Below are 19,936 nucleotides of genomic sequence, written 5' to 3'. Positions count from 1 at the left end.
CGGTTGATGACAGCGCGACGACGGCAGGTCGCAGGCGGCGGGCAAATCTGGCAAGCAGCGTCTTTGACGAACCTGCGGAGTGCGCGTGAAGGCCCTGATCCAGGCGAACTATGAGGAGCGATTGTCGCGCTATGCGACGCTGCTGCACGGGACCGAGCCACCCGGCCTGGCCGCCAAGCTCGGCGTCTATGCGCAGCTGCTCCGGCAGCATGAAATCCATGGCGATCGCCTCTGGACGATCGAGCCGATCCTCTATCCATTGATGCTGTCGGCCGAGACCGACCTCCACCTGGCCGTCGCGCGGCTGCTCGAGGATCCCCGCCGGGCGGAGGGCAGCGTGTTTGCGTTTCTGGAGTTCTGTCGGAAGAACCGGGAAAACATCGCCTGGAAGGCGGGCACACCACCCGCCGATGTGCTCGACGCGCAGGTCGCGGCGCTCGAGAGTCATCGGCCGACGATCGCGGCGATCATGGGCCGCCGGGACCGGTTCTTCGCGCACCTGGACAAGAAGTATTTCCTCGATCCGGGGCGAATCTACGAGGATTATCCGCTTGAAGGGTCTGCGGTTATCGCGCTCGCCAATGCTGTGATCGCCGTGATCTCGGAGCACCAGTGGAAGCTCAGGGAGCACGCCAATTTCCATTTCGCCGAGTTCTTCGAGATCGGTGTCGACAACATGGTGCGCAATCTCGAGGCGGGCCGCCGCCAGAACTACCCGGGCCAGCTCGACTGACATCGATCGATCGATTGTCGGTCCGCCGGCGGCACGAAAAATGCTATACGGAGTCGGGGCGCAGGATCACGATGCATGGAGAGCGTCATGAGATTGGCGATGGACGAGGCCATGATCCGGGACGCCGCGGAGGCACTCGCCGCGCGGTTCAAGGATCTGCTGGTCGACGGCTTGGCGCGCAGCTTCACCCTGTCGCGCGACGAGGTGGTGCTGGCGCTGGGTTTCACGCAGAGCGTGGCCGACCTGCTGACGCCGACGATCCCGGCGCCGGCGATGCGGCTTCCGGCCTGAACACAGGCGGACAGAGCGGCGCGTGAGCGCCGCTCCGTTGCGCTTCAGAAGAAGTCGATCTTGTCGGCGATGATCTCGCAGCCGTAGCGCGTCACGCCGTCGCGGTCCTCCCAGCTCGAATAATGCAGGCGGCCGGTGATCGCGACCACGTTGCCCTTCTCCCGGATCGCGGCGGCACGGCCGAGACCGTTGAAGCAGGTGATCTTGTGAAACTCGGTTTCCTTGGCGGTGTAGCCGGTGGCCTCGTCGACATAGGTCTTGCCGTCCCTGAGCTTCACGCGATCGGTCGCGACGATGAGGGTGGTGACGGTGCCGCGCGTCTCGGGGTCCTTGGCGACCCGGCCGGTGATGTTGACGTTGTTCATGGGACTGCTCCTTCCGATGCTGCGGCGGCCTTTCCGCCGGTGACACCGAAGAGCGGCGTGCGGGCGCGGCCGACACCGGAGCGCGAAGCGCGGAGGGAAACCCCGGGAGCGAGCTGGCGCGGGCAGCCGCGTAGCGGCAACACGGGCGAGCGGATGGGGTTGTGGGACGCGGCCGTCTCGCCGCAGGTGTCAGGAACCGGCGACGGAAAGGCGCTGGCACCAAAGGATGACGGGGACCCACCACGTCGATGCGGGGCCGATCGGCGATTGACCGGCAAATGCAGCGTCATCTCATTGGACGCGTCTGGCGGCGCAATGGGTCAGGAGGTCCGCTTAACCTGGGCGATCTTGCCAGCGTCGTAGGCGGCAAGCCAACGCGTGCGAATGGTCTCGTAGAGGCTGGCCGGGAGCACGCCGTATGCGACGTCGCCGGCCGGATCGCCGGGCGCTGGACGCAGGTCGGGGCCGGGCCATTGGAAGTGGTTGAGTTCGGTGAGGATCACCCATGATCGCTCGTCGTCGAGGCCAAGGCGCGCCTTCGTCGCCGCCGGGATCTCCACCGCGAGTTTAGGGTCAGCCGGGGGCGTGTGCGTCACCGGAAGGACGGTGACCATTCTTGCGCCGGCCTTGGTGGTTGCGGTCAGGAGGATGGCGCAGGGGCGGTCCTTGCTGCCCTCTTCGTGGCCGGCCTTGGCTTCGTGGCTCCAGAGATAGGCGTAGCGGATGACGAGGCCTGGAACCGGTTCAGGTATTTTCACGCGTCAGGACTCGACCTCGTTATCGAACGCGGCTGCCTCGGCAGGCGCTCGCGCGGCGCGCACGCCCTCGGCAATCTCGTCCGGGATGTTGTCGAGCGTGTAGACCTGACGATCACGGCTCTTGAGCCGCTGATATTCGGCATGCGACAGAAGCACGAGGCTTTCATGCCCATGATGGGTGATGGTCAGCGGGCTCTCGAGGGCCTGGCGGCTGAAGCGGCCGAAGGATTTCGAGACCTCGACGGAACTGGCGGTCTGGGGCATGGCGATTCTCCTGCCCGGAATATACGGAGTTTCCGGATAAATTCAAGGACGGCGGCTGACTATCGGGCAGGTCGCGTCCAGAGCGAGAGGTTCCCTCTGGCGCCTTGCCAGTCCTGGCCTTGGCGCGAGAAGCCCGCCCGGCTCAGCTTCCCGTGCATCCTGGGATTGTCGGTCGTGGCGAAGCAGGCTTTGGTGAGCGGATCGGCCACGGCGCGAACGAGGCGCTCCCCGAGGCCCTGCCCTTCCATGTCCTTTGCCACGACGATGTAGCCAAGTTCCGGGGCATCCTCATAGCCATCGATTGCCACGCCGGCCTCGGCGAACTTCTTGCAACGATAGTTTGTGGACGGGTCTTTGAGGACGCCGGCACCGACGATGCGATTGGTCCCGGGCTCGCGAAGCAGTTCCACGCGGTGGCTTCGGCCGAGCCGCGGCAGGATACGTTCGATCGTGTCGGGGATCGCCCCGCCGTCTTTCACAAGCGCTGCAAGCGCTCGTTGATCGTCCCGCCCGAGGTCGGTGAAGCGGCCGGTCCAGGAAACGGGTTGATCATCGGCCGCCATCGGCACTCCTTGCTGACCGCGTGTCCGCGGCTTCCCGGATTCTACCGAAGATCGGTGTCCGGCCTATAGCCGGAAACAGAAAAAAGGGCCCGCTTCGCCGGGGGGAGCGAAGCGAGCCCTGGTGATCCGTGCGCCCGATGAGGCGCACGGCGTGAGGTCAGTCGGCCATCTCGGGCTGGCGGCGGCGACGGCCGCCGGAAGCGGGCTCGCCACCGGAGGCGGGCTCTCCGCCGAACGCGCCATCGGCCGAGGATTCGCCGAGCCCGTCCGTGCCTGCCGGCGCCGCCGGCTCGCCCGCGCCCGGCAGCGGCGGCAGGCCGTCGTCGGCCGCGACCGTGTCGGTGGGCGCATCGCGGCGGCGCGTCGGACGCGACCAGACGATGTTGTAGGAGCCGTCCTCCTGGCGGAAGGCCGAGATGTAGAGCGGCTTGTCGAGGCTCGGATCCTCGATCTTGCCGTTGAGGAAGGTCTCGCCGGTCGAGTTGGACGAGAGTTCGAACAGCGCGCCGACCTGAACCCACTGGCGGGCAGCCGAGAGCGCGAGGATCTCGAACTTGGGCGCGCGGGGATTGGCGGAGTGGACGGTGCGCAGCGCGATCACGATCGCGATGGTCAGCGTCGAGATCTTGCCGGTGTAGGTGCCGCTGGCGTTCTGGGTGATGGTGCCGATGTTCATGGGTGGTCTCCTGAGAAAGTTCGCTCGAACCCCTTGTCCGAACACCTTCTCTGACCCCCTCCTCTCCTCGGCCGTTCGGCCGAGTAAGGCGCGTCAGCGCCGCTCCGACAAGCGCCACTTCGGCGCCGTCGGGATCGTGTCACTGACCGAGTGGAACGGGAGTCAGGACTTTCGCGCGAGCGAAGGACGCCAAAGGGCGATGATGTCCTGCATCTCCTCGGCAAAGCCCAAGCTATCGATGTAGACGGCGCCGCGGTCGTTCTGCCCGAGGAAGCCGATAACGCTGGTGATGTCGTTGGCGATGGCGATATCGAGGCCGAAGAGATCGGCAATCTCGAAATGGCCGAGATCGGGGCCATTCCACCAAGCCATCAGGAAGTTCGCGACGCGGCGCGCCTGGCCGGTGTCGCTCATCGCGATTGGGATCAGGCGCGTCAGCGCCGCGCGCGCGGAATCATAGTCGGTCTGGATCGAAGTCATCGGCGGGCTCCCGGATGACAAGCTATCGGGATGCGTGCGCTGCGCAAAGGACTTCCCGCTGCCCTCAGAGACGCAGCGGCGCTGGCATCGCCAGCCATTCGGGCTGATCGTCCGCGATCGGAAGGTCGAACTTCGCGGCCTCGGTCTCGCTGAACACGGTCGCCCGCGCAAGGCTGCCGAAGCCGTCCTCATTGTTCCAGAAGCTGAGGCCGGGTTCGCCGTTGCGCGTGGCAAGGACAAAACCGTCCGCGCCTTCGTCGCTCGCCCGGGCGATGGCACGATCGAGCATCAGCGAGGTGTGGCCATATTCGATCGTGTCGGCGGTTATCGCGACATAGCCGCCGCCAAACTCGCCGGCGCGCAGCCTGTCGCAATCCGAGGCCCACTCGAAACCGAACGGCAATGCCGACGGGGCGCAGCGCTGGATGAGCTTGGCCGCGGTCTCCACGCCGAACTGCTCGCCCGATAAGAAGACCACGACCACGCCGTCCGCATCGGGCCCGGCGAAGTCGATGTCGAAATCTAGGCTCGGATAATTTTCGTCCCGGAAGAGGTCGAGCAGCCCGTCGAACGGGCTCTCCGGCGTGCGCGGGAAGAGCGCGGCGAAGTCCGCGCCCAGGTCGCGATAGTGGGCCTCGAGCACGTCGAGGCCTATCTCGGCATCGTCGATCATCTCGATCGCGCCGACGACGCGGTGAAGAAGATCGGCCTCAGCGCTGGTGACCGCAATGCCGAACGCGGCCTTGGTATAGCTATTGGACATGACGGCCTCCGTGGCTGGCGGGGTTGTCGGCATCGACACCGCGGACGACGAGCGGCGGCACGGTGAATTCGGCAGTATCGAAATGCGCGAGGACGGCCTCGAACGAGCCGAGCATCTCGATCTTGCTTCGGCTGATGACGACCTCGTCATCCTCGGTGACCGCGTAGGACGTGATGCGCTCGTCGCCGGTCGAAACGACGCGTTCAGGTCCCCACTGGCCGGAATAGCCGCCGCACCATCGAACGAAGGGCAATCGATGGGAAAGGCACCAGCTTTCGAGATCGTCGAAGCTGCCGCCGGCCACCTCATGGGCGAAGAGGCTGAGCGGCTCACCCGCGACATGATGATGCGCTTCGAAAGGCTCGCCGTCCCATTCGATGGCGAGTCGCTCGCTTGCGATGATGTCGACCAGCTCGTCGAACTCGGCGGCGTTGAGCGTGCCTCCGACGATGATCGAGGCGGATACGCGATCGGCCATATGGACCTCCTTCGGTTGTGCGCGCCTCGGCGCGCATGAATTGACCGGCACGCGCTCGGCCGCCCCGCCCGGGACGGACGCATGCTGCCCGGCCTCGGTTGCGGAGCATTGCGGCTTATCCGCCGCTGCGCCGCATCCGGTGCTGGACGTGGCGGGCTGCGCCTTCGGCGCTGCTGATCGCCTTGCCGGCGGCCGACGCCGCCTGGCGGGCGCCAGCCTGGCGGAGAAGAGTCCGCGCTTCGCGCAGTCGTTCGACCGCGATGGCGATGGCCTGCCCGTGCTCGGGCGTGGCCGGGGTGATCCGGCGCATATCATTCCTCCGAAAGGGATGGAGCGGCGCGCGAGGCACCTAATCGTCTTCGGGCAGCATGATCGTCATGACCCGTGTCGTGACATCGGGGTCGCCCGGATCCTCGGAGCCCCATTCGAGCGAGCGATCATAATAGTCGATCGCAAAGCGGATCGCCCTGCCCCTGAACAGGACCTCGCCGCGGCGGCGTTCATCGCGCTCGTCGGCCGCGAAGGCGCACCGGTCGATCGCCATCAGCAATTCGCCATGGGCGCGCAGCGTCGCGTCGGGGTCTGAGCCTTCGGCGAGCGCCGCTGCGCAAGCGGCGGTGATGACGATCCGCGCCGCCGGATCGAGACCTTGCCGGACGCGATCGTTGAGCGTGGCGATGCGGGAGAGCTGGTCTGTCATTCTGCCTCCATCAGGCCGGCATTGAAGGTCGCGATCCAGGCTTCCATCGTCGGACGCTCTGAGACCGGCACGAGGCTGGCCGCGTCCTGGAAACGGATCAGGTTGGTCGGGGCGTCGCGGCGGATCGCCGCGATCTCGGCCTCGGGAAGGAGCCGCTCCGCCCGGATAAAGTCGGTAATCTTGCCCGGCTTGGTCTTGGTCGAGCGGCGCCACAGGCCTTCGACGGACCGGAGCCGGGGCTCGGCTCGGGCCTCGATCAGGACAATCAGGCGCAGGCACCAGGAGGGAAGCGCGCGAACCTCGTCAGGCCGGATCGCTCCGCAAAAGAAGCAGCTTGATTTGGGAGGCACCGGCAGGCCGGCCGAGACGATGCGCGCCACGCAGCGATCGCGGGTCCAGCCCCATTCGCGCAGCGGATAGCGGCACTCGAACAGGGGGTCGTCGATGGCGGAGGCGTGCGCGTAGCGACGACTGTCGGCGGGCGACGCATCGTAGCCGATCAGGCGAACGACCTTCTGACCGCGAGACCAGGCGGTCTGCGCCGGCGCCCAGTCGCGAAGGTAGGCATCCTGCGGCGCGACCTTCCATTTGAGCGAGCAGCTATGTCGGCCCAGGCTGATGCTGGGAAGCGTTGCGTTGGTGAGCACATTGGCCAGGATCGAGTAGTAAGGCGGCCAGTGTTTGAAGCGTCGGGGAACGTACCGGACAATCTCATAGGGGATGCCGCGCGCCGCCATCCACGCCGCCATCATCTCCTGATAGGCATAGGTCTCGGGCTTCTCGGCCCCGGGATCGGCGGACAGGACGAGATCAGGAGCCTCGCCGCGGGCCTCCAGCTCCACGAGCAGCGCGGTGGAATCGACGTCGATACCGTAGGCGAGGACGACCGGTGGCGGGGCGGAAACCAGGATGTAGTCGGGAGACCGGGCCATCCCGGCCTCGGCGTGAGGAAAAGCGGACATGAAGGATGGCCTCGGATCTTGAAGGCGGTCATCGCCTCCGATCCTCCAGACCCCCCTCCCCTCATTCCTGGCGGCTGGGCTCGCCCAGGAGGATGACGGCGATCGACGGCTTGTCATCGGCATCGAGCTTGCGGCTGTCGAACACCTGTCGGCCGCCGAGGCCGATCGTCAGCATCTCGAAGGTCGGCGAGATGCCGCCGTTGGCGTTCGCGATGTTCGTGCCGTGATCGTGATACTGGATGTCGACGAAGCTGGGCGGCGCGCCGCGCTTGTGCTCGCCGAAGAAGAACGTGACCCTTCGCCCGTCCGACGTCTTCGCCGTTATCGTGAAGTTGCCGTCGGGGATGTCGACCGGAAGCGTCGGCACGTCGTTGAACCGGGCAAAGCCGATGCTCTCGGCATCGGCCGCCGTCATGACGGGGAGGGTCGTGATGTCAGCCATGGTTGGTCTCCGCATCGACAGGAAAGAGCGGCAGCGTGGGGTGCCGGATCGGAAGAGCCTTGGGATAGGGCAACCGGGGGAGCGCGCGGCCTCGGCGGCGCGCCTCTCGGGTGAGCTCGAAGCAATAGGCATAGAGCCCGGCTTGCTGGTGGGCGAGGAGATGCCGCTCGCGTTGAAGCCGCCAGAGCCAGCGGCGCGGCTCCTCGCCTATCGACGGCCTCGGGACGCCGAGCGCGACCAGCTGGTCGATCGCACCAGCATGTCCTTGCTCGCCGAGACGAATTTTTGAGAGGGTCCGTCCCGAGATGGTGATGTCGCCGACGCGGAGCATGGTACGCGGCCTCGTGATCGCCCGGTGCGCGGCCGAGAGCGCGCAATAGACCCGGCCAATATGCCCGGCGCCGGGGTCGCTATACGAGACCACGGCCTCGATTCCCGGCCGTTCACGGCGGAGGTGCCGGAAGGCGCGCGCCACGAAGAAGCTCTCGCCGTTCTGCGGCACTGCGTCGGTCAGGATGAGACGGGCCAGGACGCAGCCGCGTGCGGGATCGTCGAAGCCGGTGTGGCGTGAGATCACGGCGCCGGTGGTCGGCACTGCGAAAACGGCGACGCCTTCGAGAGCACCACTGCGATCGAACAGGCCGACAGCGACTTGGGCCGCCGGATAGGTCGGGAGGTAGTGGTGCCGTGCGATGAACGCGCGCGCCACGGCATGGTCGATGACCTCGACCCGATAGGCGCTTGGATCGATGAGCTCGAGGTCGCGCGCCCATAGCGCGCGCCGCTCGCGCCATCGCTGGCTGCGGTCGGTTTGCATGAGGTGATGATCCGAAGGTCAGAGCAGACGAGGCTGACGGGCGTGATCGTCCGGCATTTGCCGTGCGAAGCGCTCGGCGCCCGCCTGGTCGGTTGATGGGAGCAGGTCGTGTGTGCAAAGCAGGCGAAAGCTATGATCGCGTTCCATCGCGCACAGCCATCGATCACGGCCCTCGACATCCACCATCGTGAGGGCGAGGCACCGCGACCCGGCATAAGGGTTGGTGTCGATCGGATCGCCGGCGAAGCCGGCCAGCGACCAGAAGCGCCAGCCGAGCGGCGGCTGATCCTCGATCTCGGCGGTGAGGCGACATTGGCCGATGGCGACATCGATCGCCGTCATCGCGCGGCCTTCCGTGGCGCGACCGCGAGAAGCTCGGCAAATCGCTCCATGATCGAAACCGCGGTGGGAAAGCGGTCTGGCAGGGAATGGCGTGCCAGGATCGGGCGCCGGGCCGCGGCAATGTCCTCGGCCTCGGCCGGAGTGGGCAGCCGGGGCGGCCAACCTTTGACGTATCGCAGACCTGGCGGCATCGACGCTTCTAGACGGCGGCGCTCGAGCTGGTCGGCCTTGGCGCGCGCGACGTCCGACCTGAGCCCGGCGCTCAGCAGCCGGGGCGCGACGTCGGCGAGCCACCGCGTCGGCTGGAAGGGGAACGTCGAACGAGCCTCGATGCCGACCAGTTCACGATAAACCTCGGCATTCGACGGCGCCGCTGCCGACGCCTCGAGGTCCTGCAGCGAGGCGAAAATGCAATATTGACAGGACAGCCGGCTCGAGCCCCACGTCGAATAAGCTTCATGCAGCAGGATCCTGAGCATGCGGTGGGCGTGAAACACGTCGCTGCTCGTCCAGTCGGCAATCGGATGCCACGTCATCATCGTCGTTCCGTGCCGGTTCCCGGCCTTGGCGTACCGCTCGTCGGCCTTGGCGATCGGGATCGAGGCCCGGTTGTGGCTTTCGTCGCGGCGCAGCCCGAGAACGGAGATGATTTGTTCGCCCTGGTGCATTCGGGCAACCGCCGGTCCGATCACCGCCGCCTTCATTTCGGATTGGCAGAAGCGAAGCGATGCCGACGACCACGGTCCGATCAGATTATAGGTCTCGAGCGCCGCGTATCGCCGCTTGCCGCTCTCGAAACGCTGGATCCAGCGATCGACCAGGTCGCCCGCCGCTCGCCGGACGACAGTGAGCGGCATGCCCGCCTCGGCGGCGATGCGCTGGACGGTCTCCGGGGTCGTGGCCCATTCGGCACGGCCGAGATCGGCATGGATCGCCATCCGCCGTTCGCGCGGATGACCGACGAGATCGAGGAATAGGTTGACCGCGGCCATCGCGGCGCTCGAATCCTTTCCGCCCGACAGGTTGAAGACGATCCAGGCGCCGGCCCGGATAGCGCCGATGATTTCGGGCGTGAGGGCAATGCCCGGAAGCTCCGGGCTGATCATGTGCGATGAAGCCGCCGAGGCGAGGCGAGCGTGGTGGATCATGGTCTGCTCCGGCGGCGAGAGGGCGAACGCGAGGCCGGTCAGGCGAACAGCCGATCCGCCTGGGTGACGGACGGCGAGAGCTGCAGGTCCCGCCGAAGCTGCTGCGCAAAGCGATCGGGGGCGAGCAGTGCAGTGACGGGCGCGAAGTGATTGCGCTGGCCGCAATAGTCGGTTCGGCCGCTGACGCGGCGGTAGAGAACCTCCCGATCCTGGCCCAGCCCGCCTAGCGAGAGCTGGACATAAACCTCGTCACCATGGAGCGTGATCTCGCCGGAGACCGCAGCACCGCCCTTGTTGGAGCGGACGGAGTAGCTCTCGGCCTCGAGGCCCAGGGCCTCGGCGAGCCGGCGCATCGCGGTCCGCCCTTCGGCATGGAAGGTGCGCTTCGCGGCCTCGTCATAGGCGACGCCGCGATAGGCGAGCGTGCGAAGCACAGGATGTCGGCGGATTTCGGCGATCTGGTCCATGCAGGTGCGGCGCAGGGCCATGCTGTCCGGGCGGCGCTCGGCTACCGACACGAGGTGCCTCACGAGCAGGATGACGGCTGCGTCGGTCTCAGCGTCCTTTCCGGCATTGCGACAGTCGGTGATCGCCGCGTGAATGGCGTGCAATCCTGCGCCGATGGTGGTCAGGGCGCTGGGGTCGAGCGCCTGCTGGTGGCGCATCGCGACATCGTAGGTCATGGACGGGGTACTCCGGTCTCAAGCGCAAATCCGCTCGACCAGCCCCTCCCCTCTCTTCTCCTTCACGCCGGCGGGCGTCGACGATCAAGCAGCCGCCGGCAGGGGTATCGGGGCGCAGCGTCCGCTGCCGAGATTGATGAAAGCTCCGGCGTGACCGATCGACCCGCGACCGAGCAGGTCGAACAGGAGTGAGAGCGCGTGGCTCGCGACGATGCGGTTCACGAAGAGGGATTGTCGCTCCAGGGCCTCGGCGACCGAGCAGGATGGCGCGTCGTCGTCCGGCACGCTCTCGTCAGCGAGTTCCGGAAAATATTCGAGGACGGTGGGCAGGCGACGCTCGTTCCGGCGATGGGCAGCGGCGGGGCAGCCGATGATGTATTGGCCATCGCCGGCGCGGTTGCCGAGGTCCAGCCAATAGGCGGGTGCCTTGGACCCTCCACCGAGCGCGGCGCCGAGGGCGCGGCGAGCTGAGGCGGTATCGACGCAGCTGATCAGAATGTCCGCCCCCGATACATCGATCGCCTCGGGCGCTCGGCCGTGAACGGCTCGCCAGGCGAGACCGTGCGCAAGGTTGATCCGCTCCGTCAGCGTATGGGCTTTGGAGTTGCCGAGATCGCAGCGGTAGAAGGGCTGCCGGCCGAGGTTCGCCTCGGTTACGACGTCATCGTCGACCACGATCACATGAAGGGATCGCGACGAAATTGCGCGCAACGCCGTATCGAGCGAGAGGAGGCCCATCAGAATCTGGGCGCCATTTCCCCCGCACCCGATCAGAACGACATTGATTACGCGGTGGTGGAGCCCTTCCGGCAGGAAGTGGCGATCACGTGTTTCAGGCGTCATGACCGTATCCTTCGAAGGGGCTGCGCGGGAGCGGAAGAAACATCCCGCCGGCGCAAAGCCGAGAGGCAAACTCGGGACTGTCGGGACCGCCAAGGCGACCGATGACGAGCGCAATCTTGGTCGCGTGAGCGTCATCGGCATCGTCCGTGGCGCTGAAGAAGGCCCGGCCATGGCCGTGGCTGTGGATATCGCAGACGATGTGGCGGTTCCCGGGCAGGACAGGTGTCCGATAGACCAGGCGCGACGGCGTCGCCTGGTCGATCTGCGGGAAATCGAGAAGGAAGCGCCGATCGTCCTCGTCCCACACGATGAAGGCGGCCGCCTCATTGGGCAGCGCCGCGCCGAAATGATCGATGATCTGGGCCAAGAACGCCCGCGGTATCAGGCCGCACCGAAGGTTGGCGCGAGGCTCGCCCACGCTGCCATAGGGAAGGTAGGCGGCAATCGGCGGCGTGACAGGCACATCGAGCTCGAGCCACGGGCGCCTGACAATCAGGAAGACGCCGTCTCGGCCGATCGCGAGGCAATGGCCCGCGCGCGAAGCCCGTACCGCGTCCAGGCCGGGTGAGCTGCCGCTCGGCGGCGCAGGGAAGCACGGGACGGCCGCGAGCAAGGCAGCCGCCGTGGGGTCATCGGCGAGAGCCGTCATCGTCTCGTCCTTTCGATGAGTTGGCCAAGCGTCAGCGGCTCGATAGCCTTGCGGGACGATGCCGCAACCGACCGACGTTTGACGGCGAAAGCCTTGAGACGCCTGACCGGGAAGCGGGCGGCGCGGCGCGCCGCAAGGTCGTCCCAGAGGGAGATGAGTCCACCCTTGCCCGAGACCGTCTGGTCCTGCCCGTGATTGGGATGAGTCGACCAGGACTCGAACAATGCCCGCTCGAAGTCCGGGATGGCGGAGACGGACAGCGTTCCGGGCTTCGGGATATTCCCCCAGCAAAGCGTGCCGTCGGCGTAGACATTGAGGATCGGCGAATGGAAGACGATAGAGTCGGCAGTCGGCCGCTCATCCTCTCGAAGCGCGTAGACTCCCAGCGATCGCTTCGTGGCAACGAGCAGGTGGGCCGGGTAAGGGACCGAAACCACCGTTCTGGTGGAAAGAGCCTTCAGGCCGGCGAGCGGCGTGCTCAGATTGAAGTAGGCCGGACGAACCTCCGCCGGGATCCACCACGCGAGGAGATCCTGGTGCGCAACGAGCACGTTGTGCGGGAGGAGCTCGGGCGCGGCGGCGCGACCCAAGGCCTCGGACCATTGGCGCAGGTGCGCCCGTGTCAGCGGCTTGCCGGCGGCGATCCTCGGCCCGGCGTCGTCATCATGCTCGATGTGATGAAGGCTGGCGAACGCCCGCCCATCCTGGCCGGGAGCGCCGTAGCGCGTGCCGCTTCTCGCGGCCTCGGTTCGATAAAGCAGGATGGCGTTGGTCAGCACCAGCCCGCCGGCGGTGGCTTCGAATTGGGTCGAATGCTTTGACATGGCTGCCTCACAGGGTGTCGGGATCGAGCTGGATCAGCTCTTGGGCGGCGAGCAGAAGCCGGGCGCCCGCCTCGAGCGATGCGAACCAATCGGTGACGCGAGCGGCGTCCGGCAACGGGCAGAGGCCGGCGATGTCCATGAAACCGTATTCCATGCCGTGGCGTGCGACATCGTCGACCTCGCGCGCGAACTGCTCGACGGGCACGAGCGTCAGAGGAGGCAATGACGAGCACTCCTCCAGGTCCGGCAGATATTCGTGGAGGGTCGCGCCGTCGAAATGCCAGGCGTTCTTCTCATCCGGCAGGGCCCGAAGCGCCCGGTGGCTGCATCGCAGATTGCGAAGCGCGCTGCGCAGGCCGTTCGGCAGCGACCGCAGCGGCGCTGCGTTCGCCGCGATCATCCAGTCCGGCCTTCTGTCATTCATGTCAGAGGGAAGGATGGTGTCTTCAAGATCCTCCGGATCGGCACCATGATAGGCCACGAGCGCGTCGCGAGCGGCTTTGTCCTCGATTTCGCCATCCCAATAGTACATCGAGATTTCTTCGAAGAGATCGTCGTAGCCGAAGATCGGAAGCGCTGAGCCCATGGTCCGGGCGAGCGCGGTATAGGCAGCGGCGCGCCAGCCGATCTGGGCGTCGCTGGTCTCGATCCAGCCGAGGTCGAGCTGTCCCATACTGTCGCAGACGATGGCGATGGCCGGCGCGTCCATGTCCTCGCTGTTGAGGACGGCGACGCGCAGTTCGGCCAGTTCGAGCGGCCTGAGAATATCCAGAACCGCCTTATCGAAAACGCGCTCGATGCGGCGTCGAGCCTCAGCGCGCGTGCAACGCCGTGCCGTCTGGTCGCGCGATGCGACCCAACCGCCAATCAGCTTGTGATGACGTGCAAGCGGCTGATCGAAACTGACCGGGATCTCCCGGGACAAGACGACCGACCGACCGGCCAGGTCAGCCGAGCGGGGGCAGTCGCAAGCCGTTGGGAGACTGGAGGGGCTCGGCCGGTTCGCCGTGTTGCGATGCCGGGTCGATGAGGATCTTGAGGTGGAGGGCCTGGGCCTGCGGGTCGCAGGGTGGTCCGGGAGAGCGGGTAGCGTCGCCATCATCGAACTCGATCCATTCGAGAAGTGTCTTGCGGGATGCGGCGGGAAGGACCGCGTCGGCCTTGCGCGCCACGGCTATCCCTTGGTGCCGACCGCGCGGCGGTACTCGGTGACATGGGTACCCGCGGTGACGCCGGCGTCGACCAGTTCGGCGTTCAGGATCGCGGGATAGAGAGTGGCGTGATACGCGCGCAGGCCCTGCGGGTCTTCGGCAAGGTGGGGCGGAACCGGAAGGTCGATCCCGTCATATCGATAAGCGCGCGAAAGGTGATTGATCTGCATGGGGCTTCTCCTGAGAGATTGAACACGGGCCGAAGCGGGGCCGTCACCAAAGACTTGCCGGCTCGTTCGATTTGGCCTCGGCCGGGAGCGCGCTCGGAGCTGGTGCCGGCGACGCGGAAGTGGTCGCCGTCTTTGCCGGCGCCGGTGTTGGCCTTGCCTTGGCGGCCTCGGCCGAGGCGAACTTGGCGGCTTCAGCGGCCTCACGTTGATCGGCGATCTGATCGGCGAGAGTCTTGCGCGTCGCGATCAGCTGACCGAGTGCGCCGTCGGCGCCACGCGCGAGTTCCGCGTCGATTTCCGCTGCGCTTGCGGTGATCGAGATGGGCCGTGTCTCGGCGACCTCGAGGGCGGCCGCCGTGCCCTCGACCTTCCGAGGGATGACGGTCAGGGTCACAGTGTCGTCCGGCCCGGCGACAAGGTCGAACCCTAGCGAATAGCGGTGGAGCAGTGGGAGCAGGTTTGCGATAAGCATGGTCGTTCGTCCTTGTTCGGATGCGAGGAAAGTGGATCAGGCGGCGAGCGCATCGACGCGGCGGCTGGACATCGGGGCGGCGCCGGGCGCCGCGCCATATTGCCCGTCGAGGGTCATCGCGCTCGGCAGCCGGCCCGCCCAATCGAAGCCGGCGGCGTTCAGCATTCCGGTGACCAGATCGGCCTTCTTGGAGCCGAGAAGCTTGGCGAAGGCCTTCTCGCCCATGTGCGAGATCAGCCCGCACTCCCGGGCGACGAACTTCAGCTCGTCCTTGGTATATCGCTCGAGAAAGCCGCGATCGACCTGCCAGACCTGACGGATGTCGACGTCGAACGCCCTTGCGAGATCGGCGACATGGCTGAACGATTGCACGTCGCGGGCGTAGGCGGCGCCGATCGCCGAGAGCGCGGTTGCCGCCTGGGCCTCGGAAAGTTCGCGAACCTCATTGATTTTGCCCCCGAAGTCCAGATCAGGGAAGGACGGGTTGACGAGAAGGCCGGCTCGCGCCGTCAGCGTGCCCGACTTGATCTGGGAGAGCGTCCCGGTCAGCGCGGCGACGAGGATGGCGGTTCGAGCATCAAAAGCGTTGTCTGCGAGCCCGCGCGCCAGCGCGGTGCGCCAGGTTGCCTCCCGCAGATCGCTTGTGCGGCCCGCGATCGACTTCGCGGTGACGCTGGGGCCATTGGCATTCGCGTTCGATCGCACGGTCGCCCGACCTGACGGAGTTCCCGGCGCGAGCGCGGCTCGCCGAGCGGTCGCCTCGACCCCGTCCGCGCGCTCATCTTCCTGATCCTCGGCCTCATCAGCTTCGGCGAGGTCGCCTTCGTCGGGGGTGTCATCGGCTGCGGCGGAACGATCCTGCTCTTCCTGACGGGCCTGCTCGACCGCGTCCGTCTTGAGCTGGAAGCATGCCGCGTTGGTGCAATGGCCATCGTCGACGTGGGTCTCGAAGAGCGCGCGTTGGGTCCCGGAGTTGAAAGGACAGGTCGTGCATTCGGACTTGTCGAAACAGGCGTCGGCAAGGTTTTGGGTTACGCGCATGAGGAGGTCGCGGGTCTTCCCGATGTCGAGGCCGGCTCCCAGGATAGTCTCGAGCGCCTTGTCCTGCTTGTCCGCCGGCACGGCGGCGAGCAGCTCGGCGTGGCCGACCTTGATGCGGCGCTTGTCGAGCGCGAGCTTCACCGCGTCCGAAAGGTTGGCCAGCGCGAGGCGGCGGTCGAGCTTGGCGCGCGACCAGCCAAGACGTCGACCGGCCTCGCCGCGGTCGTTCTGGCAAGCGGCGAGGACCCGGACCGCGGCATCGGCCTGCTCGGTTTCGGAGGCGTCATCCCGGATATCGTTTTCGTCGATCGCCGCCTCGAGCGCTTCCTGGTCGGTCATTTCCCGGATGATGACCGGCGCTTCGCCGTCCGCACCGAACGCCTCGAGCGCGGCGCGATACCGCCGCCCGCCGGCGACGATGATGTAGCGATCCTTGCCATCGTCCGCCGGGCGCACCAGAATCGGCTGAAGCATGCCGCGCAGCCGGAGCGACGCGACAAGTTCGTCGTGCTTCTTGCTGTCGAAATAGCGGCGCGGGTTGTAGCCGATGGCTATCCGGGCGAGTGGGACCATGGTGGTTCCGGTGGGCTGGGGTGCGGTCACGGCCGATCTCCTTGCAGGGTAGCGGGGCACCTCCGTCGGGGATGGACGCCTCACTCTGGCGAGCCTCATGCTCACCCCATTTCTGCCCACCTCCCCTCTCATCAGCCGGCGAGCCGCTCGCGGTAGATGTCAGCCGCCCATTGCTCGATCCACGGAGCCGTCATCTCGTCGTGATCCAGATCCCCGCTCTCGATGAGCTCGCGGATCTCGACTCGAGCCTGCGCGATCGCCGTTTCCCAAGGGTCCGCCGGGACGGGATCGGGTTCCGCAGGCCGATGGTGCGGCAGGCGCAAAGGGTGGTTGGCGAGACGTGCGTGCTGTGCCGCCACCCACCGAGCCATATGGTCGGCGACGAAGCGGTCGCTCTTGGATACACGGGCCTGGCGGGCGGCTTTTCGGGCGCTGATGCCATATGCCTGGCTGTCGATCGACGCGATGCGGTGCTCGAATGGGAGCAGGTACGGCAGCGCCGAACCCTTCACGCCAAATGCGTGCAGCCAGACCCCCCTGGGCAATATCTGATCCAGATGGTCGATGACGGCGATGACCCCCTCCGGACCATGGACGTCTCTCCGGCACATGCTGCCGACGCCGATCAGCGACCCGGGCTTCAGCGATCCCCACAGCGCAGCGATACAGCGCTCATAGTCCTCCGGACGGCGGCCCTGGATGACCGGCATCAGGGTGTCGACGATGCCATGATCCTGAGCGAGACGGCGACAGTCTAGATTGGCGCGGATCGTGCGCGAGAGGCGGTCTATGACCTCTTCGCGGTCCCGAGCGATTTCTGCCTCAACGCAATAGTCGGCGCTCGCCCACCACCGAAAGGGGTAGGCCCCAGCAAGCGCGACATAGTCGCCGAGTGACCATGGGAAACCGCCGTATCGGGCCGCCGCGACGAATCCGGCCGAGTCTAGGCAGAGCGCCGCCAGCCCCTTGGCATTCCTCAGCTGGGAAAGCCGCCACCCGTCCCATTCCCGCCACCCGCGGCGCTCGGTCCAGCGAGACAATCCATTCGCGGAAATAAGCGCGGGCTGCTGCAATGCGCGAGCTTGGGCGAGGATCGGTCCCTCGCTTAGGTGCGGCAGCCCGACGATGATCTCAATCGGCATAGCGGGCTCCTTGGGCGTGGTGATATTGACGGGTCGGCGCGTTCACGATATGTTCCTTGGCGCAGGAGATTTGCCATGACGACGACACCGTTCCGCGAGCGCTTCGACCTCGACATCACGCTGCGCGATGCGGCGCTGGATTCCGAGAATCGGCCGACGCGCCGCATGATCGCGAACGCGTCGATCGGGATGCACGTCGAGGACGCCTATTATTCGGTTCGTGAACTGCGCGAGGCGGTGAGCTGGGTTCATGAGGGCATCCCCGCCGGCAAGGGGAAGCTGTCCGAGATCCTCGCCAACGACGGCGCCGACGACTTCCAGCGTTGCATCTATTTCTGTCTGGCCGGGCGCGGCGTGGTGGCGATGCTCGACGATCTGGAATGGCTCGAGGATCTGCTCGAACGTCGCGGCCGTGTCGCGGGAGAGCAGGGGCGGCTGAAGGCGACGCGGATGCCGCTCACCAACCCCTATGTCGCCGACGCGCCGGACGGTCCGATAGTGAAGCTGGACGCCGCCTTCGAGCAGGGCCCGTCATGGTTGGCCGACCCGACCTTATCCGTCTGAGCGGAGGTCGGTGCTCGTACCTCAGGCCTCGAAAGGGCTCCTGCGACAGGCCGGCGATGGCGCCGCCTTCCTCGTTTTGGCGAGCGCGAACGCCGACTCTTAGCGCCGCGCGCGCCGGATCGTGCGTGAGCTTGGTCAGCACGCTCCGGCGATCAGAACGCTGGGCTTCAAAGCACCATCTCGACTTCGACGCGCTCGCCAAACGCCGGCCAGGTGCAGACGCGGAAAGGCTGGATCGGATTGGTGGTGCACACGATGCTGACGCGACCCGGCCGCTCGTCGAACAGCCGGGAGGCGACGCGGTTCGCGTTTTCGCGACTGCAAAGGAGCAGACGCTTGGGTGACAGGCCGGTGCTCAGGTCAAGCATGTCAGATCCTTTTCGGAAAGCATGATACCGGCAGGACTCAGGTAAAGATCGTCTTGTGGATCTTCGTCGTCGGCACGAGCCGCCATTGCCGCTCCATGAGGCGGCTGATCCGGTAGCGGCCGCGGGTCTCCGGGTCGCGAAGGGTCACTCGGCGCCCCTGCTTCTCGACAATGAATTCCTGCCCGACATGGCCGTCCGAGAAGGTGACCGGCTGCTCCAGCCGGATCCGATCGCCGTCTGCGATCTTGCGCGAGCGGCGTTTCAGGTTCTCGGCGCAGCGACGACGCCAGTCGAGCGCGTGCTCCTTGTCGGTCGGCGTCAGCAGGCCGAGGATGTGCTGGGGGCATCCGTCCTCGCACGGCCCCATCGACTCGGTCAGTCGGGTAGGATTGGTGCTGCTCATGGAGTCAGCCCTGATCCCCCCGCCGAACCGCACGTGCAGCTTTCACCGCATGCGGCTCTCCACTGTGACGAACCATCACTTTGCCGTAGATCGGGCAGGCGGCCTCTGTGAGTATCCCAGTGGCATTGCTCGCACAGGACCACCGTCCTGCGGGCGCGTGCCACCTTCATTCTCACGACAAAACCGCGGTGCGAAACATCGGCCATCCCCCGGATATGGTGCACCTGACACGGAACATCGGATCGACCGCAAGCCTCGCATTGCTTGGCATTCTGACGATCAACCCAGTCCGTACGTGAGTGGGTGAACACCTGCGTCCAAGGCTGGATATCAATCCTGGACGAGGTGGCCGGATCACGTTTCAGATGAGCCAGTTTCCAGACTTTGACCGATCGGGGCTGGCCATCGACGTCGTAGCCGATGGTGAATTCCTGCCCCGTCCTCATGCGGGCCACGACCGCTCGCACATTGGTTTTGTGCTTGCTGGCCAAGGTCTTGAACAAGCTCCACCGCTGGAGAAACTCAAGCCTGTTCAGCTTGAAGCTCACATCCTTGGCGAGAGCATAGTAGTTCGCAAAACCCCGCAATTCGGCGTTGTAAGCTAGGACGATCTCAACGTCGCTGCAGCTGAGCAGCAGGCTACGATGACGCGGCTTCAACACCGACAGATCACCATAACCTTTTGCAGAAGCGAACGCGTGGACCTTCTCCCAAGGGACATGCAGCTGCATCACTTCCGACGGCGGCCTACGAAGGAAGCTGACGGAACCTTGTCGGCTCCGGACAACCCGTTGGCGTGTCGTATATGTGCGGACCTCATATCCAAGGAAGGCGGCTCCATCGCTCGCCTTGCGGATACCGCTTTTCTCCTCGGACACCGTGAGCGCCAGCGCCTCGGTCAGGAATGCCCTGACTTCGGCGAACACGCTTCGTGCATCCTCCTTGCTACCGATAACCCCAATCATGAAGTCGTCCGCGTAGCGACAGTAACGAAGTCGGCGATAACCGGGGTCCATCGCGTCTCTCGACGGGATGGACCGCTTTTGCGGCAGTAAGGTTTGGATTTTGGCCAAGGAGGCCGCAACCTGTTGATTTCCACTGAGAAGTGACCCGGGTTTTCCATCGAGAAGTGACCCGTCTGCGGATTATGTTTCGGGTGTCACGGGTGGGTCAACCCGTGGTTTTCTCCTTTGGGTTCTGGCCTGCTTGGC

General features: G+C 66.0%; 31 protein-coding genes. 3 read left to right on the top strand and 28 right to left on the bottom strand.

The window, feature by feature from the left end:
- Window positions 1-85: 85 nt before the first annotated feature.
- Complete coding sequence (locus tag ACFQ24_RS07710; RefSeq protein ID WP_234703100.1) at window positions 86-733, top strand: AbiU2 domain-containing protein; 648 nt, start codon at window positions 86-88, stop codon at window positions 731-733.
- 87 nt (window positions 734-820) lie between these two features.
- Complete coding sequence (locus ACFQ24_RS07705) at window positions 821-1,024, top strand: hypothetical protein (RefSeq protein WP_233447709.1); 204 nt, start codon at window positions 821-823, stop codon at window positions 1,022-1,024.
- Window positions 1,025-1,068: 44 nt separating this feature from the next.
- Here the strand turns inward: ACFQ24_RS07705 and ACFQ24_RS07700 are convergent, their stop codons facing one another.
- The 25 genes from ACFQ24_RS07700 to ACFQ24_RS07580 form a co-directional block, all read right to left on the bottom strand.
- Complete coding sequence (locus tag ACFQ24_RS07700) at window positions 1,069-1,389, bottom strand: single-stranded DNA-binding protein (protein ID WP_037448186.1); 321 nt, start codon at window positions 1,387-1,389, stop codon at window positions 1,069-1,071.
- Between the two features lie 320 nt (window positions 1,390-1,709).
- The gene (locus ACFQ24_RS07695) at window positions 1,710-2,147 is read right to left on the bottom strand and encodes a hypothetical protein (protein ID WP_037448189.1); all 438 of its coding nucleotides are present in this window, start codon (window positions 2,145-2,147) and stop codon (window positions 1,710-1,712) included.
- A gap of 3 nt (window positions 2,148-2,150) precedes the next feature.
- Window positions 2,151-2,411 carry a type II toxin-antitoxin system Phd/YefM family antitoxin gene (locus ACFQ24_RS07690; RefSeq protein ID WP_037448192.1) on the bottom strand — a complete coding sequence of 87 codons (261 nt, stop codon included), beginning with the start codon at window positions 2,409-2,411 and terminating at the stop codon, window positions 2,151-2,153.
- A gap of 59 nt (window positions 2,412-2,470) precedes the next feature.
- Window positions 2,471-2,974: an N-acetyltransferase gene (locus ACFQ24_RS07685; RefSeq protein WP_037448195.1), complete on the bottom strand. Its 504-nt coding sequence runs from the start codon at window positions 2,972-2,974 to the stop codon at window positions 2,471-2,473.
- Window positions 2,975-3,131: 157 nt separating this feature from the next.
- The gene (locus ACFQ24_RS07680; RefSeq protein ID WP_093067962.1) at window positions 3,132-3,650 is read right to left on the bottom strand and encodes a DUF736 domain-containing protein; all 519 of its coding nucleotides are present in this window, start codon (window positions 3,648-3,650) and stop codon (window positions 3,132-3,134) included.
- 162 nt (window positions 3,651-3,812) lie between these two features.
- Window positions 3,813-4,130 carry a DUF7673 family protein gene (locus ACFQ24_RS07675; protein WP_037448201.1) on the bottom strand — a complete coding sequence of 106 codons (318 nt, stop codon included), beginning with the start codon at window positions 4,128-4,130 and terminating at the stop codon, window positions 3,813-3,815.
- Window positions 4,131-4,194: 64 nt separating this feature from the next.
- On the bottom strand, window positions 4,195-4,893 hold the full coding sequence (locus ACFQ24_RS07670) for a hypothetical protein (protein ID WP_037448204.1): 699 nt from the start codon (window positions 4,891-4,893) through the stop codon (window positions 4,195-4,197).
- Window positions 4,883-5,371 (bottom strand): hypothetical protein, encoded by a 489-nt coding sequence (locus ACFQ24_RS07665; RefSeq protein ID WP_170170816.1) that lies wholly within the window; start codon window positions 5,369-5,371, stop codon window positions 4,883-4,885. The genes ACFQ24_RS07670 and ACFQ24_RS07665 overlap by 11 nt, the downstream gene beginning before the upstream one ends.
- A gap of 115 nt (window positions 5,372-5,486) precedes the next feature.
- Complete coding sequence (locus tag ACFQ24_RS07660) at window positions 5,487-5,681, bottom strand: hypothetical protein (protein ID WP_037448208.1); 195 nt, start codon at window positions 5,679-5,681, stop codon at window positions 5,487-5,489.
- Window positions 5,682-5,720: 39 nt separating this feature from the next.
- Window positions 5,721-6,071 carry a DUF3768 domain-containing protein gene (locus ACFQ24_RS07655; protein WP_037448212.1) on the bottom strand — a complete coding sequence of 117 codons (351 nt, stop codon included), beginning with the start codon at window positions 6,069-6,071 and terminating at the stop codon, window positions 5,721-5,723.
- Window positions 6,068-7,033 carry a hypothetical protein gene (locus tag ACFQ24_RS07650; protein ID WP_046407161.1) on the bottom strand — a complete coding sequence of 322 codons (966 nt, stop codon included), beginning with the start codon at window positions 7,031-7,033 and terminating at the stop codon, window positions 6,068-6,070. The genes ACFQ24_RS07655 and ACFQ24_RS07650 overlap by 4 nt, the downstream gene beginning before the upstream one ends.
- A gap of 61 nt (window positions 7,034-7,094) precedes the next feature.
- Window positions 7,095-7,475, bottom strand: a complete 381-nt coding sequence (locus ACFQ24_RS07645) for a hypothetical protein (protein ID WP_037448218.1) — start codon at window positions 7,473-7,475, stop codon at window positions 7,095-7,097.
- Entirely contained in the window at window positions 7,468-8,292 is an 825-nt protein-coding gene (locus ACFQ24_RS07640; protein ID WP_037448220.1) for a Mom family adenine methylcarbamoylation protein, read from the bottom strand. Before ACFQ24_RS07640 ends, ACFQ24_RS07645 begins: the two co-directional genes overlap by 8 nt.
- 18 nt (window positions 8,293-8,310) lie before the next feature.
- Window positions 8,311-8,634, bottom strand: coding sequence for a transposase (locus tag ACFQ24_RS07635; protein WP_380910239.1), 324 nt, complete (start codon window positions 8,632-8,634; stop codon window positions 8,311-8,313).
- Window positions 8,631-9,782, bottom strand: coding sequence for a phosphoadenosine phosphosulfate reductase domain-containing protein (locus ACFQ24_RS07630; protein ID WP_380910237.1), 1,152 nt, complete (start codon window positions 9,780-9,782; stop codon window positions 8,631-8,633). The genes ACFQ24_RS07635 and ACFQ24_RS07630 overlap by 4 nt, the downstream gene beginning before the upstream one ends.
- 38 nt (window positions 9,783-9,820) lie before the next feature.
- Window positions 9,821-10,465, bottom strand: a complete 645-nt coding sequence (locus tag ACFQ24_RS07625; protein ID WP_037448226.1) for a hypothetical protein — start codon at window positions 10,463-10,465, stop codon at window positions 9,821-9,823.
- 84 nt (window positions 10,466-10,549) lie between these two features.
- Window positions 10,550-11,308 (bottom strand): PRTRC system ThiF family protein, encoded by a 759-nt coding sequence (locus tag ACFQ24_RS07620; RefSeq protein ID WP_380910234.1) that lies wholly within the window; start codon window positions 11,306-11,308, stop codon window positions 10,550-10,552.
- Complete coding sequence (locus ACFQ24_RS07615) at window positions 11,298-11,957, bottom strand: PRTRC system protein A (RefSeq protein ID WP_046407164.1); 660 nt, start codon at window positions 11,955-11,957, stop codon at window positions 11,298-11,300. The genes ACFQ24_RS07620 and ACFQ24_RS07615 overlap by 11 nt, the downstream gene beginning before the upstream one ends.
- Entirely contained in the window at window positions 11,954-12,781 is an 828-nt protein-coding gene (locus ACFQ24_RS07610; protein ID WP_093067950.1) for a PRTRC system protein B, read from the bottom strand. The genes ACFQ24_RS07615 and ACFQ24_RS07610 overlap by 4 nt, the downstream gene beginning before the upstream one ends.
- Before the next feature lie 7 nt (window positions 12,782-12,788).
- Entirely contained in the window at window positions 12,789-13,706 is a 918-nt protein-coding gene (locus ACFQ24_RS07605; protein WP_205499366.1) for a hypothetical protein, read from the bottom strand.
- A gap of 22 nt (window positions 13,707-13,728) precedes the next feature.
- A complete protein-coding gene (locus ACFQ24_RS07600; RefSeq protein ID WP_205499365.1) occupies window positions 13,729-13,953 on the bottom strand; it encodes a hypothetical protein in 225 nt (74 codons plus the stop codon).
- Window positions 13,954-13,955: 2 nt separating this feature from the next.
- Window positions 13,956-14,162 carry a PRTRC system protein C gene (locus tag ACFQ24_RS07595; RefSeq protein ID WP_046407168.1) on the bottom strand — a complete coding sequence of 69 codons (207 nt, stop codon included), beginning with the start codon at window positions 14,160-14,162 and terminating at the stop codon, window positions 13,956-13,958.
- Between the two features lie 43 nt (window positions 14,163-14,205).
- The gene (locus ACFQ24_RS07590; protein ID WP_046407170.1) at window positions 14,206-14,634 is read right to left on the bottom strand and encodes a PRTRC system protein E; all 429 of its coding nucleotides are present in this window, start codon (window positions 14,632-14,634) and stop codon (window positions 14,206-14,208) included.
- Window positions 14,635-14,670: 36 nt separating this feature from the next.
- A complete protein-coding gene (locus tag ACFQ24_RS07585) occupies window positions 14,671-16,278 on the bottom strand; it encodes a PRTRC system ParB family protein (RefSeq protein ID WP_046407172.1) in 1,608 nt (535 codons plus the stop codon).
- 101 nt (window positions 16,279-16,379) lie between these two features.
- The gene (locus ACFQ24_RS07580; RefSeq protein WP_046407174.1) at window positions 16,380-17,390 is read right to left on the bottom strand and encodes a deazapurine DNA modification protein DpdA family protein; all 1,011 of its coding nucleotides are present in this window, start codon (window positions 17,388-17,390) and stop codon (window positions 16,380-16,382) included.
- Window positions 17,391-17,465: 75 nt separating this feature from the next.
- Here ACFQ24_RS07580 and ACFQ24_RS07575 point away from each other — a divergent pair, with 75 nt between their 5' ends.
- On the top strand, window positions 17,466-17,954 hold the full coding sequence (locus ACFQ24_RS07575) for a hypothetical protein (RefSeq protein WP_046407176.1): 489 nt from the start codon (window positions 17,466-17,468) through the stop codon (window positions 17,952-17,954).
- A gap of 167 nt (window positions 17,955-18,121) precedes the next feature.
- Here ACFQ24_RS07575 and ACFQ24_RS07570 read toward each other — a convergent pair whose 3' ends face one another.
- The 3 genes from ACFQ24_RS07570 to ACFQ24_RS07560 are packed head-to-tail and all read right to left on the bottom strand — an operon-like array spanning window position 18,122 to window position 19,798.
- The gene (locus ACFQ24_RS07570) at window positions 18,122-18,322 is read right to left on the bottom strand and encodes a hypothetical protein (protein ID WP_046407178.1); all 201 of its coding nucleotides are present in this window, start codon (window positions 18,320-18,322) and stop codon (window positions 18,122-18,124) included.
- A 37-nt stretch (window positions 18,323-18,359) separates the two neighbouring features.
- Window positions 18,360-18,725, bottom strand: coding sequence for a DUF6927 domain-containing protein (locus ACFQ24_RS07565; protein ID WP_197075314.1), 366 nt, complete (start codon window positions 18,723-18,725; stop codon window positions 18,360-18,362).
- Entirely contained in the window at window positions 18,722-19,798 is a 1,077-nt protein-coding gene (locus ACFQ24_RS07560; protein WP_380910229.1) for a group II intron reverse transcriptase/maturase, read from the bottom strand. The genes ACFQ24_RS07565 and ACFQ24_RS07560 overlap by 4 nt, the downstream gene beginning before the upstream one ends.
- Between the last annotated feature and the right edge of the window lie 138 nt (window positions 19,799-19,936).

This window comes from Sphingobium olei (assembly GCF_042678845.1).
Lineage (GTDB): Bacteria > Pseudomonadota > Alphaproteobacteria > Sphingomonadales > Sphingomonadaceae > Sphingobium > Sphingobium olei.
Note: the sequence above shows the minus strand (reverse complement) of the source record. Positions and strands in the feature narration are given on the sequence as shown.

Bases quoted from the DNA above. Each gene is read 5' to 3' on its own strand.
- ACFQ24_RS07590 (WP_046407170.1), bottom strand. From the start codon at position 14,634: ATGCTTATCGCAAACCTGCTCCCACTGCTCCACCGCTATTCGCTAGGG.
- ACFQ24_RS07665 (WP_170170816.1), bottom strand. From the start codon at position 5,371: ATGGCCGATCGCGTATCCGCCTCGATCATCGTCGGAGGCACGCTCAAC.
- ACFQ24_RS07615 (WP_046407164.1), bottom strand. From the start codon at position 11,957: ATGACGGCTCTCGCCGATGACCCCACGGCGGCTGCCTTGCTCGCGGCC.
- ACFQ24_RS07660 (WP_037448208.1), bottom strand. From the start codon at position 5,681: ATGCGCCGGATCACCCCGGCCACGCCCGAGCACGGGCAGGCCATCGCC.
- ACFQ24_RS07700 (WP_037448186.1), bottom strand. From the start codon at position 1,389: ATGAACAACGTCAACATCACCGGCCGGGTCGCCAAGGACCCCGAGACG.
- ACFQ24_RS07595 (WP_046407168.1), bottom strand. From the start codon at position 14,162: ATGCAGATCAATCACCTTTCGCGCGCTTATCGATATGACGGGATCGAC.
- ACFQ24_RS07580 (WP_046407174.1), bottom strand. From the start codon at position 17,390: ATGCCGATTGAGATCATCGTCGGGCTGCCGCACCTAAGCGAGGGACCG.
- ACFQ24_RS07565 (WP_197075314.1), bottom strand. From the start codon at position 18,725: ATGAGCAGCACCAATCCTACCCGACTGACCGAGTCGATGGGGCCGTGC.
- ACFQ24_RS07705 (WP_233447709.1), top strand. From the start codon at position 821: ATGAGATTGGCGATGGACGAGGCCATGATCCGGGACGCCGCGGAGGCA.
- ACFQ24_RS07640 (WP_037448220.1), bottom strand. From the start codon at position 8,292: ATGCAAACCGACCGCAGCCAGCGATGGCGCGAGCGGCGCGCGCTATGG.
- ACFQ24_RS07690 (WP_037448192.1), bottom strand. From the start codon at position 2,411: ATGCCCCAGACCGCCAGTTCCGTCGAGGTCTCGAAATCCTTCGGCCGC.
- ACFQ24_RS07625 (WP_037448226.1), bottom strand. From the start codon at position 10,465: ATGACCTACGATGTCGCGATGCGCCACCAGCAGGCGCTCGACCCCAGC.
- ACFQ24_RS07570 (WP_046407178.1), bottom strand. From the start codon at position 18,322: ATGCTTGACCTGAGCACCGGCCTGTCACCCAAGCGTCTGCTCCTTTGC.
- ACFQ24_RS07655 (WP_037448212.1), bottom strand. From the start codon at position 6,071: ATGACAGACCAGCTCTCCCGCATCGCCACGCTCAACGATCGCGTCCGG.
- ACFQ24_RS07645 (WP_037448218.1), bottom strand. From the start codon at position 7,475: ATGGCTGACATCACGACCCTCCCCGTCATGACGGCGGCCGATGCCGAG.
- ACFQ24_RS07620 (WP_380910234.1), bottom strand. From the start codon at position 11,308: ATGACGCCTGAAACACGTGATCGCCACTTCCTGCCGGAAGGGCTCCAC.
- ACFQ24_RS07675 (WP_037448201.1), bottom strand. From the start codon at position 4,130: ATGACTTCGATCCAGACCGACTATGATTCCGCGCGCGCGGCGCTGACG.
- ACFQ24_RS07630 (WP_380910237.1), bottom strand. From the start codon at position 9,782: ATGATCCACCACGCTCGCCTCGCCTCGGCGGCTTCATCGCACATGATC.
- ACFQ24_RS07670 (WP_037448204.1), bottom strand. From the start codon at position 4,893: ATGTCCAATAGCTATACCAAGGCCGCGTTCGGCATTGCGGTCACCAGC.
- ACFQ24_RS07685 (WP_037448195.1), bottom strand. From the start codon at position 2,974: ATGGCGGCCGATGATCAACCCGTTTCCTGGACCGGCCGCTTCACCGAC.
- ACFQ24_RS07635 (WP_380910239.1), bottom strand. From the start codon at position 8,634: ATGACGGCGATCGATGTCGCCATCGGCCAATGTCGCCTCACCGCCGAG.
- ACFQ24_RS07575 (WP_046407176.1), top strand. From the start codon at position 17,466: ATGACGACGACACCGTTCCGCGAGCGCTTCGACCTCGACATCACGCTG.
- ACFQ24_RS07650 (WP_046407161.1), bottom strand. From the start codon at position 7,033: ATGTCCGCTTTTCCTCACGCCGAGGCCGGGATGGCCCGGTCTCCCGAC.
- ACFQ24_RS07610 (WP_093067950.1), bottom strand. From the start codon at position 12,781: ATGTCAAAGCATTCGACCCAATTCGAAGCCACCGCCGGCGGGCTGGTG.
- ACFQ24_RS07680 (WP_093067962.1), bottom strand. From the start codon at position 3,650: ATGAACATCGGCACCATCACCCAGAACGCCAGCGGCACCTACACCGGC.